This window comes from Massilia endophytica (assembly GCF_021165955.1).
GTDB lineage: Bacteria > Pseudomonadota > Gammaproteobacteria > Burkholderiales > Burkholderiaceae_D > Rugamonas > Rugamonas endophytica.
This window is the reverse complement of record NZ_CP088952.1, coordinates 3,214,677-3,231,364: the sequence shown is the minus strand read 5'-3', so window position 1 is coordinate 3,231,364 and position 16,688 is coordinate 3,214,677. Positions and strand designations below refer to the sequence as shown.

The window sequence follows — 16,688 nt, the reverse complement described above, 5'->3', positions numbered from 1 at the left end:
ATCCTACATCGATATCTGTAGGCGTCCTATATTGCCTCTGCAGTGCATGCCCTACTATGAAGACTCCTGAAGCCCGATCGTTACGAAAAAGATCGTCGCTGGTCGGTGATAGCGATCGGGCTGCGGGAATCCCCCCAAGACCCCTCCCGCCATCAGCATTCCATTGACCCCCACTTCAGGAGAACCACCATGGCATCATCGAATCAGGACAACCGAGGTAACCGACAAGGCGAATCGCAAGGGAACAAGCAAAGCTCGACCCGCAATCGCGGCTTCGCATCGATGGACCCGCAGCGCCAGCGTGAAATTGCCTCCCAGGGCGGACGCGCAGCGCACGCCAAAGGCACCGCACACGAGTTCACTTCAGAGGAAGCTCGCCGCGCCGGCGCCATGAGCCACAAGAACGGCAATCGCCAGAGCGCATCGCGCGGCAACCAGGGCGGCCAGCAGGAGCAGGCAGAGTCCCGTACCGACAATCGACAGGGCTGATCGTACTGAACGGACGCCGCAAGGAGATGAGCATGAACACTCCCTCGGACAAATCCCGTCAGAAGAAAAACAGCGAGCAGAATTTTGTACTGGTCGATACCGACCATCCGGGCTTGGGCAACGTGGACATCCCGGAAACCGAAGTACGCCGTGTAGACAAGCCAATTCCAGGCAGTCGCCAAAGCGCGGTTGATCAAGGTTCCAAGCAGGGCGGGGAACCTCCCGGCACCGAAGGCGGTGCGCCGGGCCCGGAAGCCAGTTCCGGCGTTTGAGTGAAATCGGAAGCCCCGGCTCTTGGCCGGGGCTTTTTGGTTTACGGCTTAGAACAGGAAGCTGGCCGTCAGCTGCGCGGAGCGCTCGGCGCCCAGCGTCAGGCGCGCGCCGCTGTTGTTCAGCGTGTTCAGGTAGAACTTGTCGAACACGTTGTAGACATTGAGCTGCAGGCTCACGTTCTTGTTGACCTTGTAGCTGAGCATTGCGTCCGCCACCGCGTAGGAGGGCACCGAAGGCACGTTCTGCAGCGACACATCCACGCTCGGATCGATCACGCGCTTCTGCTTCGACATATAGCGCGCGCCGCCGCCCACCGTGAACTGGTCGGAGAGCTTGTAGCTGGTCCACAGCGTGGCGCTCAGGTCAGGCGACCAGCGCGTGGCGGCGCCCGCTGCATTGTTCCCGGTGGTGCCTTCCTTGATGGTCGCGTCCATCGTGGCGAGGCCCGCGATGATGTTCCAGCGGTCCGTGATCTGGCCCACCGCGCCCAGCTCCACACCTTCCACGCGGCGCTTGCCCAGCTGCGAGTAGGTATTCGTGGCCGTATCCAGCAGCGTGATTTCGTTCTCGTTCTCGGTGCGGTAGAGGGCTGCCGTCAGCGCCAGCTTGTTCTGCAGCACGTCCCACTTCGTCCCCAGCTCGATGTTCGTCGTCTGCTGCGGCTCCATGTTCGGGTTATTGATATTGCCCGCCGTGGCGCTGAGCGAGAAGTTGGCGCTGCCCGGCGGCGTCTTCGAGTTGGCGTAGGACAGGTAGACGCTGCCGTTCGTTGCAGGCTTGTACAGCACACCCGCCTTGAAGCTGGCCAGTTCGTCCGAGGCCTGCACGCGGCTGCCGACCAGGCTGCCCACGGGCAGGGTGGGGTGGCTGGTGGCCGTGGAGGCGGTCACACTGCTGGTCGCGGTCTTGTAGTGCTCGTAGCGCAGGCCGCCGTTGAGCTGCCACTGCGGGCTCAGTTCGATGGTGTCGAAGGCGTAGACGGCGGCAGTGCGGGTCTTGCCGTCCGTGTAGGCGCCGGTCAGCGCCGGAGCATAGGCGCTCAGGGTATCGGCCGGATTCGGCGCATACAGGTTGGCGGCGGCCACTGTTCCCAGTCCGGCGCGGGTGGGCGAGAACTGCGATTCGGACAGCAGCTCGATACCGGCGGAGAGCGTATGGCCCACATCGCCCGTCTTGAAGGCGCTCACCAGGTTGGTGGTGTTGGCGAGGATCTCGTTATCCTGCAGCACGCTCTGGCGCGAGCGGCTCACCGTCCAGGTGTTCTGCGCCCCGCTCGCCGTCAGGGTATTGATGCCGGTAAGGATGCGGTCCATGCTGGACTTGCCGTAGCGCGTGGTGTTCGTCAGCGTGGCGCCCGAGCCCAGCTCGTGCTCGATCTTCACGGTGCCCATGTCGGCATCGATCTTCTCGTAGTCGCTGTTCAGGCCATAGTAGTTCTCCCGGTCCACGCGCGGCGCGCTGCGCAGGGAGGCGCTGGCGTTGTAGAAGCCGGGGATGCCGACCGAGGGCAGGCCGCCGTCCGGCTTGTTGTCCTGGCGGACATGCTGCGAGAACAGGTAGACGCGGGTCGGCGTGCCGAGCCCCAGCGCGACCGATGGCGCGATGCCGCGGCCTTCGCGGTCGATGACCTTGCGGCCCATCTGGCCGCCATCCTGGGCGTACACATTCAGGCGGAAGGCGCCCGTTTCGCCGAAGGTGCGGTTCAGGTCCGCGGTGGCGCGTTTGGTCTCGCCGCTGTTGTAGCTCACGGTGGCGCCGGTGGAGTTCTCGCGCGATGGCAGCTTGCTCACCAGGTTGATGTAGCCTGCGGTGGCGCCGCGGCCGATATCGGCGCCCGCCGGGCCCTTGGATACTTCGACCTGCTCGATATTGAAAGCGTCGCGCGTGACGGCGCCAAGGTCGCGGATGCCGTCGATGAAGACGGAGGTCTGGGCCGAGAAACCGCGCATCTGGAAGGTGTCGCCCGCGCTGGTGTTGCCGTTCTCGCCCAGCTGCATGGTGATGCCCGGCGTATTGCGCAGCGCTTCCACGATGGAGCTCGCGCCCTGTTCCTGCAGCACTTCCTTCTTGATGATGGAAATGGTCTGGGGCGTATCCACCAGGGGCTGGGTCAGTTTGGGCGAGGAGACCTTCTCGGCCTTGTAGGGCAGGTCGGCGCTGGCTTCCACCTTCACTTCCGACATGGTTTTCTCGGCGACCTGCGCGGAGGCGGCCATGGGCAGGCCGATGGCTGCGAGGGCGAACAGGGATTGGTTCAGCAGCGGCTGGGTCGCCAGCGTGTGCTTGCGGGAGCGGATAGGGGACAAGTGATTTCTCCAGTAGTGGTCGTCATAGGCTGGCGGTCCACTGCTGGAACTGGCTGGCGCGTCATTATTTCGGCGCAAATGGTAATGCTTCTCAATTGCATTTGCAAGCTTTACATTAGAATACGAAAGCTTCGTTGACTGTGCAAATGATAATCATTATCATTTGACGGTATCTAATTCGAAAGCGCAAATTGAGCGGTCCCGACACCAAGCAAGCGAAGGCTGCCAGCAAGGCAGTGTGGCTGAAGAACCTGCACCAGTGGCATTGGATCAGTTCGGCACTATGCCTGCTGGGCATGTTCCTCTTCAGCATTACGGGGATTACGCTCAACCATGCGTCCCAGATTGAAGCCAAACCCAGCATCGAGCGCAAGCAGGGCAGTGTGCCAGCGCCCGTGCTGGGCGAGCTGAAGGCCTTCGCCCAGGAGCACGACGGCATCAAGGCGCCCCTGCCCGCAGCGGCGGAGCGCTGGCTGCTCGACACCTGGTCGCTCAAGGCGGGCGGGCGCGATGCGGAATGGTCGGCGGACGAAGTCTATCTGCCCATGCCGAAAGCGGGCGGCGACGCCTGGGTGCGCATCGGACTCGAAGACGGCGCCGCCGAATTCGAGAACACCGACCGGGGCTGGATCTCCTGGCTGAACGACGTGCACAAGGGCCGCAACACGGGCACGGCCTGGAACTGGTTCATCGATATTTTTGCGGCGGCCTGCCTGGTGTTCTGCGTTACGGGCCTGCTGATCCTGAAGTTCCACGCCGCCAACCGTCCCTTCACCTGGCCCATGGTTGGACTCGGCGTGCTCATTCCCTTTGTTATAGCCCTGCTATTCATCCACTAACATCCTCACAGGCACAACATGAAATCTCGCTACACCGTCGCACTGGGCCTTCCCCTGCTCGGCACCTCCGCGATGGCGGCCGACCTGGCCCTCAAGCTGGACATCCCGCAACTGAACGTGGCCGAATACCACCGTCCCTACATCGCCGCCTGGATCGAAGGCGCGGACCAGAAGGTGGCCGCCAATCTGGCGGTGCTGTACGACGTCAAGAAGCGCGACAACGCAGGCACCAAATGGCTCAAGGACATGCGCCAGTGGTGGCGCAAGGCTGGCCGCGACCTTGCCATGCCGGTGGACGGCGTGAGCGGCGCCACGCGTTCGCCGGGCGAACACACGCTGACTTTCCCCGGCTCGAAGGAAGCGCTGGCGAAGCTCCCAGCGGGCCAGTACACCCTGGTGGTGGAAGCGGCGCGCGAAGCGGGCGGGCGCGAACTGGTGAAAGTGCCGTTCGCATGGCCGCCCAAGTCGGCGCAGGAGATTCCTGCCCAGGGCAAGGAAGAACTGGGCAAGGTCGCCCTCCAGCTGAAACCATAAGGAGCAGCGCATGAAACTGAGCAAAACCCTCATCGCGCTGGCCCTGGCCGGCGCCGCCTTCGGCGCCCAGGCGCACAAACCGTGGCTGCTGCCCTCGTCCTCGCTTGTCGATTCGAAGGAGCCCTGGGTCACCGTCGATGCGGCCGTATCGGAAGGCCTGTTCGACATCGATCACGTGCCGCTCAAGCTCGATGGCATCACGGTCATCGGTCCGGATGGCGCCACCGTGCCGCTGCAGAACGCGCAGACGGGCAAGCTGCGCAGCACCTTCGATGTGAAGATGGCCAAGCCGGGCACCTACAAGATCGCGCTTGTGCAGCAGAACGTGATGGCGTCGTGGAAGGTGAACGGGGAGACCAAGCGCTGGCGGGGCAGCGAAGAAGCGATGGCGAAGGAAGTTCCGGCCAATGCGGACGAGCTGAAAGTGTCGCGCACCAGCAGCCGCCTGGAGACCTTCGTCAGCGCCAACAGCACGGACGACGCGGTGCTCAAGCCGACGGGCAAGGGCCTGGAGCTGGCGCCGGTGACGCATCCGAACGATATGCGCGCGGGCGAAAAAGCCACCTGGCGCTTCCTTGTCGACGGCAAACCGGCGGCCAACCAGGCATTCAGCCTGATTCCGGGCGGCGTGCGTTATCGCGGCACGCTTGGCGAAATCCGCCAGTCCACGGATGGCAATGGCGAGATCACCTTCACGATCCCTGCCGCAGGCATGTACCTCGTGAGCGCCAGCTGGCCCGCGATGGCCGCGCCGCAGCCCGGCCAGCCGCCGCAGATGCCTGCGCGCCGCCTGACCTACGCGGCCACGGTCGAAGTCCTGCCGCAATAAGCCATGCCGCCAGCCGCCGCGCGCCGGATACTGCTGCCTCCGGCCATTTCGCAGGAGCCGCCGCCCACAGGGGGCGTCCTGCGCGAGTACAGCGGCGAAACCATGGGCACCACCTGGTCCGTCCGGGTGGTGGAGGGTTGGCCCGCTGACCATGGGACGGATGCCGCCGCACTGCAGGCCGAGCTGGATGCCGTCGTGGCGCAGATGAGCCACTGGGAGGCGGACTCGGACCTTGGCCGATTCAACCGCGCGCCTGCTGGCAGCTGGCACGTGCTGCCGGAAGCGTTCTTCCACGTGCTGTCATTTGCCATGGACGTGTCGCGCGAATCGGGCAGAGCCTGCGATCCGTGTGCGGGCGAAATCGTGAACCTGTGGGGCTTCGGCCCCCACGGGCGCTTCGGGCAGCCGGACTTTGTGCCGCCTTCGCCGCAAGCCGTGCAGGACGCCATGCGCCGCCAGCGCAGCATCGAGCTCGATGCGCCGCGCCGCCGCGCCTTCCAGCCCGGTGGCGTGCAGCTCGATCTCTCCGCCGTTGCGAAGGGCTACGCCGTCGATTGCCTCGCACGCCATCTGGACGGGGCGGGCGTTGCCAACTATCTGGTGGAAGTGGGCGGCGAGCTGCGTGGGGCTGGCGTGAAACCGGATGGCCTGCCCTGGTGGGTCTCGCTTGAAAGCCCGGAGCAATCCGCTGGCGAAATCGTCGCCGCCCTGCACGGGCTGGCCGTGGCGACCTCCGGCGATTACCGCCGCTACTTCATGCACGAGGGACGGCGCCATGCGCACACCATCGATCCGCGCACGGGCACGCCGGTATCGAACGGCGTGTCCTCGGTAACGGTGGTGCATGAGCTGTGCATGGCCGCCGATGCCTGGTCCACTGCGATGACGGTGCTGGGCGCCAGGGATGGCGTGGCGCTGGCCGAACGCAAGGGCCTGGCCGTGCACTTCCTCGTGCGTGAAGAAGGCGGCCTGCGCGAATACATGAGCAGCGCCATGCGCGCCATGCTGGAAGAAGAATGATACTGACGAACGACACCGGCAGGCTGGCATTGACCGCCGCCTGCTTCGCCGCCTACGGCCTCACATGCCTGCTGCCCTGGCTGCGCTACCGCCGCAAACGCGCCGCAGCGCGTGCCGACGCGGCCCCTGGCGGCTGGCTGCTGGCTTATGCCAGCCAGACCGGCAATGCGGAAGACCTGGCGCGGCAGACCGCCGCCACATTGCGGCTTGCCGGAATCGCCGTGCAAACCATGGAACTTTCGACGCTGGACGAAGCCGCACTGCGCGGCGCCGAACGCGCGCTCTTCATCGTCAGCACGTACGGAGAAGGGAATGCCCCCGATGCGGCGGCAGCCTTCGCCAGCCGCATCATGACGCGCGCGCTGCCGCTGCCTTCATTGCATTACGCCGTGCTGGCGCTGGGCGACAGCGCCTACAGCCAGTTCTGCGGCTTCGGCCGCGCGCTGGACGCGTGGCTGGCGGAGCAGGGCGCGCAGCCGCTGTTCGAGCGTATTGACGTGGACCGCAGCTCCTCGCAGGCGCTTGGCCACTGGCGCCAGCAGCTCAGCCACCTTGCAGGCACGAGCGATGCGCCCGACTGGGGCGCCCCAGCCTTCGCGAGCTGGCGCCTGGCCGAGCGGCGCATCGTCAATCCTGGCAGCGCAGGCGCGCCGCTCGCGCATCTCGAGCTGGAGCCGGTTGAAGGAAGCCTGCCGGAATGGCAGTCCGGCGACCTGGCGCAGATCGCGCCGCCTGCCGATGCCGAACACGCGCGCGACTACTCTATTGCATCGATACCGGAAGACGGCCGCCTGCACCTGCTGGTGCGCCTGCACGGCCACGCGGACGGCAGCCATGGCGCCGCCTCCGGCTGGCTGCATCACGCTCCGCTCGGCGCAACGGTTCGGCTGCGGCTGCGCCAGCACCGCCGCTTCCGGTTGGAGGACAACGCCGCGCGTCCGCTGATCCTGATCGGGAATGGCAGCGGCATGGCAGGCCTGCGCGGCCACCTGAAGGCGCGCGTGCTGGCCGGGCAGGCGCGCAACTGGCTTCTGTTCGGCGAGCGCAATGCGGCGCACGACATGCACTACGGCGAGGAGCTCGCGGCGTGGCGCGAAGCTGGGCTGCTGGAACGCATGGATCTCGCCTTCTCGCGCGACCAGCAGGAACGGCGCTATGTGCAGGACCTTTTGCCGGAACACGCGTCCACGCTGCGCGCCTGGCTTGCCGATGGCGCAGCAATCTATGTCTGCGGCAGTCTCGAAGGCATGGCGGCTGGCGTAGATGCCGCCTTGCGCCAGATCGCCGGCAATGCGGAACTCGATGCGCTGGCAGCGGCGGGCCGCTACCGCCGCGACGTCTACTAGGCCAGCTCCTCCAGCCCGCGTTGGAGGCTGGAGAGGCTGGGATTGTCCACGAACACGCAGCGCTTGCCGGTGCGTTTGCAGAAATCCTTCACACGCCAGTAGGCGCTGTGGCTGATGCAGCCGGTCTGGCAGATCACCAGGTCCGCCGCTGCAAGGCTGGATTCGAGCCTGCCTGCATTGTCTTCCAGCCCTCCGTCGTGATGCGCGAACTGTGCGCCGCTGCGCTCGACCAGCATGCGGTAGCCCGCCACGCTGCCATTGCGCCCGCCCACACACAGCACGCTGCGTTCCGCCAGTTGCGGCAGCAGCGGCGCCGCAGCGGGCGGCGGCTCGCTGGACTCCGCGCTGGCGATGGATTCGGCGGCGCGTGCGGCTGCTGCCGCATCGGCCAGTTCGCGTTTCAGTTCGGCGACCTGCTGGCGCAGCCCGTGTTCGCGGTCGAGGCTCAGCGCAAGCTGCTGCTGCAGGCGTTCGCGGCTCGCCAGTCCCGGAATCGAGGCGCGCAGATGTTCCAGCTCCTGGCGCAGCGAATCGATCATGCTGTCCCGGCCCACGAGCTGGGCGCGCAGCTGCATGGCCTGCGCCGCATGACGCTCCTGCTCCTCGCGCCGTTCGAGCTGCATGGCGGCGCTGCGCTGCCGGAGCCGCGCCATCTCCTGTTCCAGCTGGGCCTTCTCATCGAGCACCGCATGGAACCGGTGAATGTCGGCGCGCGCGCAGGCTCCGGCCTGGTGCTGGATCATGTGCAGGTCGCGGCACATTTTTTCTTCGAGCGCCGCGGTGCAGCGCACATGCGTGAGCGCGGCCCAGAAGGCGCCCGGCACCTCCGCGCCGCCCGCCACGGCGGCCTGCCACAGCTGGGCGAGCTGTTCGCTGCTGCGCGCCTGCCGGAAGCGCAGCAGCACGGGCGCATAACGCCGGTCCAGTTCCTTCTGCACGGCTTCCGAAAGCCGGTTGCGCGTGCCGCATTCGCTCACCACGCCCACGTGCACCTCGTAGTCGTCCGCCATCACCGTGCCGCCCGTGACCTTGCCCACCAGCTTGCGCAGAGCGCCCAGCGGCAGGCCGGTGCCGATCAGGGGGCAGTGGCAGGCGTGGCCGAGATCCCACAGGCGGCGCCGGCGCGGGCTGGCGCCGTCCGCCGCTGCCTGATGCCTGTCGCACATGGCGTTCAGACGGCCTGCGGGGCCGTGCGGTGGCGGGACATGATGCGGCTCAGGAAGCCGTCCTCCTGCGGCGGCAGGGAGCGCTCCACGACGGAGGCCCACTGTTCGGAGAGCTGCTGGCAGGTGGCGCTGAGCACAGGCGCCAGTTCCGGCAGGCCTGCAAGGGCCTTCAGGTGGCGTTCGATGACGGAAGCGAGCTTGAGGCAGGCGCCCCGGTCCGCGCTGGCAGTGTAGTGCGACATGAGGTGCAGCACGGCGCTCAGCATCAGTTCGGGGCGATGGCCTGGCTGGACGGGGGAAGCGAAAATGGGGGCGGTGTGTTCGATAGCCATCGGACTCTCCTTGGGAGTGGGTCGCTGGCTACCGCCGGGGCGGATGGCTGGCTGGGATTGGGTCAGGCGGTCAGGATCAGCTTGTTCAGCTGGGTGATGCGCAGGCGGTAGATGCGGCCGGCGTGCTCGATCTCGACTTCGCGCTGGTCTTGCATGAGGCTGGCGGTGCTGAAGCGGCGCACGGCCGGGGCAGCGGGGGCCGCAGCGTTGGCGCCGGCTGCGGGCGCGAGGGCCGCTGTGCCGGGTGGGGCGGTCGTACTTGGCATATGTCGTCCTCTAAATAAGAATCATTCGCATTTGAATTATTGGCCAGCCGTGCCGGAAACGCAAGTGTTTTCTGTACAAATGAAAAAAAGCCCGCCGAAGCGGGCCAAGCTGGGTAAGCCGAGTGAGAGATCAGACTGCCGCGACCAGCTGCACGGGCGGGGCGGCGGGTTCGGCGGCCTTGCCGCGGGCCGCGCCCGGGGCTTTGGCGCGCGAACGCGAAGGCGGCAGGCGGCGCAGGGTCTTGAGGGCTTCGGGATCCTTGATGCCGATGGTGCGCTGGTCCACCGTGATGAGGCCGATCTCGTTGAATGCGGAGAGCGTGCGGCTCACGGTTTCCAGGGTCAGGCCCAGGTAGCTGCCGATTTCATGGCGCGTCATGCGCAGGTTGAACAGCTTGCTCGAATAGCCCATCTGGGCGAAGCGTTCGGCCAGGGAGATGAGGAAGCGGGCGACGCGCGCCTCCGCGCTGAGGGCGCCCAGCATGCCGATCATGGCCTGCTCGCGCACCAGTTCGCGGCTCATCACGCCGTACATCATGTTCTCCAGTTCCAGGTGCACGCGGCCGAGGGCCGTGAGCTTCTTGAAGGGCAACAGGATGAGGTCGCAATCGGAGAGGGCCACCGCTTCCGAGGCGTAGTGGCGGGTGTGGATGCCGTCCACGCCCAGCATGTCGCCCTTCATGGGGAAGCTCAGCACCTGCTCGTTGCCGAATTCGTCGATCAGCACCGTTTTCAGGAAGCCGGAATTGACGATGTAGAGCGTGTCGAAGGCCTGGCCGATGGTGTGGATGCGCTGGCCCGTCTTGAACTGCACGTGCTGGAACAGCAGTTCATCGGTATGGATATTGCAGGCCGGAATACGCAGCAGGTCGCAGACTTCTTTAAGGTTGGACCACAGCCGGCCTTGACGTTGGCGGCCCGCTTCCATGACGGTGGCGGGGCTGGTGGCACGCATGTCGGTAGTTTGCATGGAGTGCATGCTGTTCTCCTGTTCAGGTCATCCGAGTGCCGGAAGTTGGACTACGGGGTTTTTACCGTGCCGTCAGAACATGCTGAATTCTTGGCGGCAACTCACTTCGAATGGTTTCAGTATGCCAACTAGGTGGTAGGAATGATATCGGTAAGCGCTGAATATGCGCGTAGGAGCAGGCGTCAGGGTGTAGGAATCTTCCTAGTGCCTCGGCCTGCCGCCCAGAGGGATCAAGGGGGCGGAGCAGGGGGGCGAGGGGTGGGAATCTTTACGTCTTGAACGGCGACAGCAGCTTGTGCGCAACCGCGTATTGAACCATTTCGGAAAGCGAGCTCATCCCCATCTTCTGCATGATGCGGGTCTTGTGGGTGCTCACCGTCTTCACGCTCAGGTGCAGGCCGTTGGCGATCTCGGTGATGGATTTGCCGGACACGAGCAGGGAAAACACCTCGAATTCCCGGTCCGACAGCTGCTTGTGCAGCAGGCTCTCGTTGGGCGTCATGATATTGAGGGCCAGCTGCTCGGCGACCTCGGTGCTGATATAAGGCCTTCCAGATGCCACTTTTCGGATGGCCCCCACCAGCTGGGTGCCCGCGGACTCCTTTGTGAGATAGCCCTGGGCCCCGGCGCGGATGGCGCGCACGGCATATTGTTCTTCCTCGTGCATTGTCAGGATGAGCACGGCGAGCTTGGGCGCCTCGCTGCGCACCTGGCGGATCAGGTCCACGCCGCTGCGGCCCGGCATGGACAGGTCGAGCAGCAGCAGGTCGAAGCCGCCCTGGCGCACATGGCGCAACACCTCGAAACCGTCGGTCGCTTCCCCGACGATGTCCACATCCTGGGCGCCGTCGAGGATGCGTTTCAGGCCTTCGCGCATTATCGTGTGGTCATCGGCGATAACGATTCTTATCATTGATATGGGCCCGGAAAAAAGCAGATCTTGAATGCATTATTACATTAACTGGTATGCAATGCTTGGTGGAAACGATCCCGCAAGTTGCTGAAATCACTCGGCTTGCGGCTCCTTCAGCAAACGGTGCACCAGAACTGGTATGCGCGTATGCGACAGCACCTTGTTGGTAACGCTCCCCAGCAGGAGCTGGCCCCAGCCGCTGCGCCCGTGGGAGCCGATGAAGATGAGGTCGCAGCCATTGTTCTGGGCCACGTCCACGATCTTCAGGGCCGCGCTCTCGGAAAAGGCGGTCATGGCCTCGCAGCGCACGCCCTTCCTGGCGCAGGCCTCGACGATGGACTGCACGTGCTCGGCGCCCGCGCGCGCCATGGCGGCGCGGTATTCCTCCTCGCTCGGATAGCTGGGCGGAATGATCTCCACATAGATGGGGTACTGGTATTCCGGCGCCACGAAGAGCGCCAGCACCTCGGCCCCCATCTGCTGGGCAAAGGACACGCCCGCGCAGGCGGTCATGCGCGACACGGCCGAGCCATCGGTCGTGACCAGGATCTTGCGGTACATAACAGCCTCCCTCGAAAGAGTGGACCACAAGTTCATTGTAGTCCGATTTGCAAGGCTTGCCAGCTTGGAAAGATTTGATATCGCTCAAGAAACAGCGTGGAACAGCGCAAATTCGGCGCAAATAGTGCTTTTAAGCAGAACCCAAATACAACACTAGCCGGAAAGGGCTTCACTTTGGCCAGTCTTTGGGGATAGGGTGATTGAACAAGGGGGCAGGCCCCTGCTACACTCGCGTAAGTGCGTTAATATTGCCTAGCGTCATCGCGGAATGAGCGTGGAGCAAGAACGGCAGCAATTTTTTGATTATGGAGAAGCAGGGATTATGACCGACGCCGCTGATGATTTCGACGCATTATTCGAGGAAGTGTCCGCGCAGCGCGCCAGCGCCCCGGCTCCGGCCCCGGCACCCGCTCCGGCACCGGCCGCGGCGGCAGAAGACGATCTGGAAAGCCTGTTCGACGAAATCTCGTCCGCCCGCCCGGCCGCGCCTGTCGCCGCCGCGCCCGCCGCTGAAGCGGCTCCGGCCGTAGCGGCCGAGGAAGCCAGCCACGACGGCAGCATGTTCGAACGCCTGGGCGGCATCGTCCGCCTGCTGCACGACTCGCTGCGCGAACTGGGCTACGACAAGGCCCTGACCGAAGCCTCCTCCCAGATCGTGGACGCGCAGGACCGCCTGGAATACGTGGCCAGCCTGACCGAGCAGGCCGCCAACAAGGTGCTGAACACCCTGGACGACGGCATGCCCGCCCAGGACGTGCTGTCCAAGAAATCCAAGGAAATGGAAGACCGCTGGGCCGCCCTGTTCGAGGGCAAGCTGAGCATCGAGGAATTCAAGACCCTGGCGGGCGACTCGCGCGCCTTTGCCCAGGCCGTGTCCGAAGCGACCGAAGCCGAGAAGGCCCGCCTGCTGGAAATCATGATGGCCCAGGACTTCCAGGACATCACCGGCCAGCTGATCAAGAAGGTCGTGGTCATCACCAAGACTGTCGAGAACGAGCTGGCGCAGCTGCTCAAGGACAACGCGCCGCCTTCCGTACGCGAGAAGATTGCACAAAAAGAGGTGTCGCTGATGTCTGGCCCGTCGACGCCGAACGTGGCACTGAGCCAGGATAGTGTGGATGACCTTCTTGCCGATCTGGGATTCTAATGGACGATATGCTCAAGGAGTTCGTCGTTGAGGCGATGGACCTGGCAGTCAACGTCGAGGAGCACCTGCTGCGCCTCGAACGCGACCCAGACAACAAAGAGACATTGAACGCGGTGTTCCGCTCCTTCCACACCATCAAGGGTGGGGCGGGCTTCATGAACCTGGGCGCGCTGGTCACGGCCTGCCACCTCACGGAAAACCTGTTCGACGCGCTGCGCACGGGCGCCGCGCCGGTGACGCCGCTGTCGATCGAAGCGGCGCTGCAGGCCTCGGGCTTCGTGGCCGACCAGCTGTCCGAACTGAACAACGGCGCCGCGCCCGAAAGCCTGCCCGCCATGCCGCCGGACCTGGAAGCGATCCTGAAGGACGCCATCGAGGGCAAGGCCAGCGCGGCGCCGGCCAAGCCTGCCGCCGCGCCCGCGCCGGCCCCTGCCGCAGCCACCCCGGCTGCTGCCGCGCCGGCCGCCGCCGCAGCGCCATCGGCCGATGGCCTGGACTGGGAAGGCATGTACGAAGCCGTAATGCCGCCGGGCAGCTACACCCGTCCTGCGGCGCCTGCGGCAAGCGGCGCCACGCCGGAAGCGCTGGCGGCGGCCTCCGCTGCCGCTGCGGAAGCCCCCGCCGGGAAAAAATGGGACGGCGTCGAGCGCCGCGAGGAAAGCAAGCCCACCACGGCGCCGGCCAAGGAAGAAAGCATCCGTATCGACGCGGTCAAGCTGGACGCGCTGCTCGAAGTGGCGGGCGAATCCGTGCAGGCCGCCAACCAGGCCGCCGTGCTGCTGGAGCGCCTGCAGCAGTTCAAGTTCGAAGGCCAGGCCGCCACGCTCATGTCGGCCCTGACCGAAACCCTGGAGCGCGCATCGCGCTACTCCACCGAACTGCAGCGCGCCACCCTGGCCACCCGCATGCAGCCGGTGGGCCGCCTGTTCCAGAAATTCCCGCGCCTGGTGCGCGAACTGGCCAAGGATCTGGGCAAGGAAGTCGAACTCACCATCGAGGGTGCGGAAACGGAAGTGGACCGCGTGGTGGTGGACAGCCTCTACGACCCGCTGGTGCACATGCTGCGCAACGCGCTGGACCACGGCGTGGAAGCGCCGGACGTGCGCGTGGCCGCAGGCAAGCCCGCCAAGGCCTATATCTCCCTGAAGGCATGGCAGGAAGCGAACAGCGTCATGATCGTGCTGCAGGACGACGGCAAGGGTATGGACCCCGCCGGCCTGCGCCGCAAGGCGGCCGAAAAGGGCCTGATCTCGCCGAGCGCCAACCTGACGGACGACGAGTCCTACCAGCTGGTGTTCCTGCCGGGCTTCTCGACCAAGGAAGTGGCGTCTTCCGTGTCCGGCCGCGGCGTGGGCATGGACGTGGTGAAGACGGCGGTGGAAAAGAACCGCGGCGCCATCCACATCGAATCGGCGCTGGGCAAGGGCACCAAGTTCGCCATCCGCCTGCCGATCGAACTGTCGATCGTGCCGACGATGCTGGTCTCGACCTCGGGCGCGCTGCTGGCGCTGCCGATGGCCGTGGTGCAGCGCGTCGTGGAACTGCCGGAAACCTTCATGGAAGTGGGTGGTGCGCCCGTGCTGAAGGACCAGGGCCGTCCGCTGCCGGTGCGTTCCCTGGCCGGTGCGCTGGGCTACGAACTGTGCTCCGAGCGCGTGGGCATCGTCATCAATTCGCCCCAGCCCTATATCCTGTCGGTGGAAGCGGTGGACGGCACTGCCGACCTCGTCATTAAACCGATGACCGCCATTGCGGTGGAAGGCATTACCGGCACCGCGCGCTCCGCGGAAGGCGAGCTGGTCCTAGTAGTAGGCCTATCCTTCCTCATGGACGGTTGCAGGAGCAATGTACGGATGGCGGCATAACAAAGCACCATCACCCAGTACCCAAAGCCTGCGACTCAACACCGCAGGCTTTTTTAATTTCTTAAAGGGGACAGACCCCTTTAAGAAAGTTTAATAAAGGGGTCTGTCCCCAATTAAGCAATAACTACGGCGCCGTCAGGCGCGCTTGGCATCAGGACGTATCGGCTCACGAGGCGGAATCCGGGCTTGTTTTGCAGCGCACAAACTGTGGCATAATCAAAATGGAACTCTCTCTCACAGGCAGTAGCAGCAATCATGAAGACGCTTTACGACAAACTCTGGGAATCCCATGTGGTGCGCACGGAGGACGACGGCACCGCCATCCTGTATATCGACCGCCATCTCGTCCATGAAGTGACCAGTCCACAGGCCTTCGACGGCCTGCGCGCTGCCAACCGCCAGCCGTGGCGCCTGTCCGCCACCCTGGCCGTGGCCGACCATAACGTGCCAACCACCGACCGCTCCCACGGCATCGAGGACCCCGTCTCCCGCCTCCAGGTGGAGACCCTGGACGCGAATACGAAGGAATACGGCGTCACCTATTTCAACATGAACGACAAGCGCCAGGGCATCGTGCACGTCATCGGCCCGGAGCAGGGCGCGACCCTGCCCGGCATGACCGTGGTCTGCGGCGACTCTCATACGTCCACCCACGGCGCCTTCGGCTGCCTGGCGCACGGCATCGGCACCTCTGAGGTGGAGCACGTGCTGGCCACCCAGACCCTGTTGGCGAAGAAGTCCAAATCCATGCTGGTGCAGGTGGACGGCGCTCTGCCCCCCGGCGTGACGGCCAAGGACATCGTGCTGGCCGTGATCGGCAAGATCGGCACCGCGGGCGGCACCGGCTACGCCATCGAATTCGGCGGCTCCACCATCCGTTCCCTGTCCATGGAAGGCCGCATGACGGTCTGTAACATGGCCATCGAGGCGGGCGCGCGCGCCGGCATGGTGGCCGTGGACGACACCACCATCAACTACGTGAAGGGCCGTCCCTTTTCGCCCGCCGGCCCGCACTGGGAGCAGGCCGTGGCCTACTGGCGCACGCTGCATTCCGATCCGGGCGCGAAGTTCGACATGGTCGTCACCCTGAACGCCGCCGAGATCCGCCCGCAGGTCACCTGGGGCACCTCGCCCGAGCAGGTCACCGCCATCGACGGCCGCGTGCCCGATCCCGACCAGGAGAAGGACGCCGTCAAGCGCGACGCCATGGAGAAGGCGCTGGTCTACATGGGCCTCACGCCCAATACCCCCATCTCCGATATCCGCATCGACAAGGTCTTCATCGGCTCCTGCACCAACTCCCGCATCGAGGACCTGCGCGCCGCCGCCGCCATTGTGCGCGGCAAGCAGCGCGCCTCGAACGTGAAGCTGGCGCTGGTGGTGCCAGGGTCTGGCCTGGTGAAGGAGCAGGCGGAACGCGAAGGCCTGGACCAGGTCTTCAAGGCCGCTGGCTTCGAATGGCGAGAGCCCGGCTGCTCCATGTGCCTGGCCATGAACGCCGACCGCCTGGAACCGGGCGAGCGCTGCGCCTCCACTTCCAACCGTAATTTCGAGGGCCGTCAGGGCCAGGGCGGGCGTACCCACCTGGTATCGCCTGCCATGGCGGCCGCCGCCGGTATCGCCGGCCATTTCGTCGATGTGCGCGCCCTGCGCTGACCCATAACAACCAGTTCAAGAGTCCAAACACATGAAAACCATTATCGCCATCGCCCTCACCGCTATCGTTCTAACTGGCTGCAACACCATTTCCGGCATCGGAAAGGACGTTCAGAAAGTCGGCCAGGTAGTGGAAGGCGCCGGCAAAAAATAACACCGCAGTACGGCGGGCCGCG

At 65.1% G+C, this 16,688-nt stretch carries 18 protein-coding genes; 11 read left to right on the top strand and 7 right to left on the bottom strand.

The window, feature by feature from the left end:
- The first annotated feature begins 189 nt into the window (after positions 1–189).
- Entirely contained in the window at positions 190–489 is a 300-nt protein-coding gene (locus tag LSQ66_RS14760) for a KGG domain-containing protein (protein ID WP_231765956.1), read from the top strand.
- Between the two features lie 32 nt (positions 490–521).
- Positions 522–761, top strand: a complete 240-nt coding sequence (locus tag LSQ66_RS14755; protein ID WP_231765955.1) for a hypothetical protein — start codon at positions 522–524, stop codon at positions 759–761.
- A 48-nt stretch (positions 762–809) separates the two neighbouring features.
- Here the strand turns inward: LSQ66_RS14755 and LSQ66_RS14750 are convergent, their stop codons facing one another.
- Positions 810–3,068, bottom strand: a complete 2,259-nt coding sequence (locus LSQ66_RS14750) for a catecholate siderophore receptor Fiu (RefSeq protein ID WP_231765954.1) — start codon at positions 3,066–3,068, stop codon at positions 810–812.
- A gap of 191 nt (positions 3,069–3,259) precedes the next feature.
- Between LSQ66_RS14750 and LSQ66_RS14745 the strand changes: the two genes are divergently transcribed.
- The 5 genes from LSQ66_RS14745 to LSQ66_RS14725 are packed head-to-tail and all read left to right on the top strand — an operon-like array spanning position 3,260 to position 7,636.
- Positions 3,260–3,907, top strand: a complete 648-nt coding sequence (locus LSQ66_RS14745; RefSeq protein WP_231765953.1) for a PepSY-associated TM helix domain-containing protein — start codon at positions 3,260–3,262, stop codon at positions 3,905–3,907.
- Positions 3,908–3,925: 18 nt separating this feature from the next.
- Positions 3,926–4,441, top strand: coding sequence for a DUF2271 domain-containing protein (locus LSQ66_RS14740; RefSeq protein WP_231765952.1), 516 nt, complete (start codon positions 3,926–3,928; stop codon positions 4,439–4,441).
- Between the two features lie 10 nt (positions 4,442–4,451).
- Positions 4,452–5,270 carry a DUF4198 domain-containing protein gene (locus tag LSQ66_RS14735; protein WP_231765951.1) on the top strand — a complete coding sequence of 273 codons (819 nt, stop codon included), beginning with the start codon at positions 4,452–4,454 and terminating at the stop codon, positions 5,268–5,270.
- Between the two features lie 3 nt (positions 5,271–5,273).
- On the top strand, positions 5,274–6,290 hold the full coding sequence (locus tag LSQ66_RS14730) for an FAD:protein FMN transferase (protein ID WP_231765950.1): 1,017 nt from the start codon (positions 5,274–5,276) through the stop codon (positions 6,288–6,290).
- Positions 6,287–7,636: a sulfite reductase subunit alpha gene (locus LSQ66_RS14725; RefSeq protein ID WP_231765949.1), complete on the top strand. Its 1,350-nt coding sequence runs from the start codon at positions 6,287–6,289 to the stop codon at positions 7,634–7,636. Before LSQ66_RS14730 ends, LSQ66_RS14725 begins: the two co-directional genes overlap by 4 nt.
- Here the strand turns inward: LSQ66_RS14725 and LSQ66_RS14720 are convergent.
- The 6 genes from LSQ66_RS14720 to LSQ66_RS14695 form a co-directional block, all read right to left on the bottom strand.
- On the bottom strand, positions 7,633–8,802 hold the full coding sequence (locus LSQ66_RS14720; RefSeq protein WP_231765948.1) for a DUF2325 domain-containing protein: 1,170 nt from the start codon (positions 8,800–8,802) through the stop codon (positions 7,633–7,635). The genes LSQ66_RS14725 and LSQ66_RS14720 overlap by 4 nt on opposite strands.
- Before the next feature lie 5 nt (positions 8,803–8,807).
- A complete protein-coding gene (locus LSQ66_RS14715; RefSeq protein WP_231765947.1) occupies positions 8,808–9,134 on the bottom strand; it encodes a hypothetical protein in 327 nt (108 codons plus the stop codon).
- A gap of 62 nt (positions 9,135–9,196) precedes the next feature.
- Positions 9,197–9,400, bottom strand: coding sequence for a hemin uptake protein HemP (hemP, locus tag LSQ66_RS14710; RefSeq protein ID WP_231765946.1), 204 nt, complete (start codon positions 9,398–9,400; stop codon positions 9,197–9,199).
- A 130-nt stretch (positions 9,401–9,530) separates the two neighbouring features.
- Positions 9,531–10,328, bottom strand: a complete 798-nt coding sequence (locus tag LSQ66_RS14705; protein ID WP_231770117.1) for a Crp/Fnr family transcriptional regulator — start codon at positions 10,326–10,328, stop codon at positions 9,531–9,533.
- A 310-nt stretch (positions 10,329–10,638) separates the two neighbouring features.
- Positions 10,639–11,283, bottom strand: a complete 645-nt coding sequence (locus tag LSQ66_RS14700) for a response regulator (RefSeq protein WP_231765945.1) — start codon at positions 11,281–11,283, stop codon at positions 10,639–10,641.
- 93 nt (positions 11,284–11,376) lie between these two features.
- Complete coding sequence (locus LSQ66_RS14695) at positions 11,377–11,844, bottom strand: universal stress protein (protein WP_231765944.1); 468 nt, start codon at positions 11,842–11,844, stop codon at positions 11,377–11,379.
- Between the two features lie 322 nt (positions 11,845–12,166).
- Here LSQ66_RS14695 and LSQ66_RS14690 point away from each other — a divergent pair, with 322 nt between their 5' ends.
- The 4 genes from LSQ66_RS14690 (at position 12,167) to LSQ66_RS14675 (ending at position 16,666) form a co-directional block, all read left to right on the top strand.
- Positions 12,167–12,991 (top strand): protein phosphatase CheZ, encoded by an 825-nt coding sequence (locus LSQ66_RS14690; RefSeq protein WP_231765943.1) that lies wholly within the window; start codon positions 12,167–12,169, stop codon positions 12,989–12,991.
- On the top strand, positions 12,991–14,856 hold the full coding sequence (locus LSQ66_RS14685; protein ID WP_231765942.1) for a chemotaxis protein CheA: 1,866 nt from the start codon (positions 12,991–12,993) through the stop codon (positions 14,854–14,856). The genes LSQ66_RS14690 and LSQ66_RS14685 overlap by 1 nt, the downstream gene beginning before the upstream one ends.
- A 252-nt stretch (positions 14,857–15,108) precedes the next feature.
- The gene (gene leuC / locus LSQ66_RS14680; protein ID WP_231770116.1) at positions 15,109–16,512 is read left to right on the top strand and encodes a 3-isopropylmalate dehydratase large subunit; all 1,404 of its coding nucleotides are present in this window, start codon (positions 15,109–15,111) and stop codon (positions 16,510–16,512) included.
- 31 nt (positions 16,513–16,543) lie between these two features.
- Positions 16,544–16,666, top strand: a complete 123-nt coding sequence (locus tag LSQ66_RS14675) for an entericidin A/B family lipoprotein (protein ID WP_231765941.1) — start codon at positions 16,544–16,546, stop codon at positions 16,664–16,666.
- Positions 16,667–16,688 lie beyond the last annotated feature (22 nt).

What these genes read in the sequence shown, in the direction of transcription:
- LSQ66_RS14760 (WP_231765956.1), top strand. Translation starts at nt 190, where the DNA reads ATGGCATCATCGAATCAGGACAACCGAGGTAACCGACAAGGCGAATCG.
- LSQ66_RS14755 (WP_231765955.1), top strand. Translation starts at nt 522, where the DNA reads ATGAACACTCCCTCGGACAAATCCCGTCAGAAGAAAAACAGCGAGCAG.
- LSQ66_RS14740 (WP_231765952.1), top strand. Translation starts at nt 3,926, where the DNA reads ATGAAATCTCGCTACACCGTCGCACTGGGCCTTCCCCTGCTCGGCACC.
- LSQ66_RS14735 (WP_231765951.1), top strand. Translation starts at nt 4,452, where the DNA reads ATGAAACTGAGCAAAACCCTCATCGCGCTGGCCCTGGCCGGCGCCGCC.
- LSQ66_RS14730 (WP_231765950.1), top strand. Translation starts at nt 5,274, where the DNA reads ATGCCGCCAGCCGCCGCGCGCCGGATACTGCTGCCTCCGGCCATTTCG.
- LSQ66_RS14725 (WP_231765949.1), top strand. Translation starts at nt 6,287, where the DNA reads ATGATACTGACGAACGACACCGGCAGGCTGGCATTGACCGCCGCCTGC.
- LSQ66_RS14720 (WP_231765948.1), bottom strand. Translation starts at nt 8,802, where the DNA reads ATGTGCGACAGGCATCAGGCAGCGGCGGACGGCGCCAGCCCGCGCCGG.
- LSQ66_RS14715 (WP_231765947.1), bottom strand. Translation starts at nt 9,134, where the DNA reads ATGGCTATCGAACACACCGCCCCCATTTTCGCTTCCCCCGTCCAGCCA.
- hemP (WP_231765946.1), bottom strand. Translation starts at nt 9,400, where the DNA reads ATGCCAAGTACGACCGCCCCACCCGGCACAGCGGCCCTCGCGCCCGCA.
- LSQ66_RS14705 (WP_231770117.1), bottom strand. Translation starts at nt 10,328, where the DNA reads ATGGAAGCGGGCCGCCAACGTCAAGGCCGGCTGTGGTCCAACCTTAAA.
- LSQ66_RS14700 (WP_231765945.1), bottom strand. Translation starts at nt 11,283, where the DNA reads ATGATAAGAATCGTTATCGCCGATGACCACACGATAATGCGCGAAGGC.
- LSQ66_RS14695 (WP_231765944.1), bottom strand. Translation starts at nt 11,844, where the DNA reads ATGTACCGCAAGATCCTGGTCACGACCGATGGCTCGGCCGTGTCGCGC.
- LSQ66_RS14690 (WP_231765943.1), top strand. Translation starts at nt 12,167, where the DNA reads ATGACCGACGCCGCTGATGATTTCGACGCATTATTCGAGGAAGTGTCC.
- LSQ66_RS14685 (WP_231765942.1), top strand. Translation starts at nt 12,991, where the DNA reads ATGGACGATATGCTCAAGGAGTTCGTCGTTGAGGCGATGGACCTGGCA.
- LSQ66_RS14675 (WP_231765941.1), top strand. Translation starts at nt 16,544, where the DNA reads ATGAAAACCATTATCGCCATCGCCCTCACCGCTATCGTTCTAACTGGC.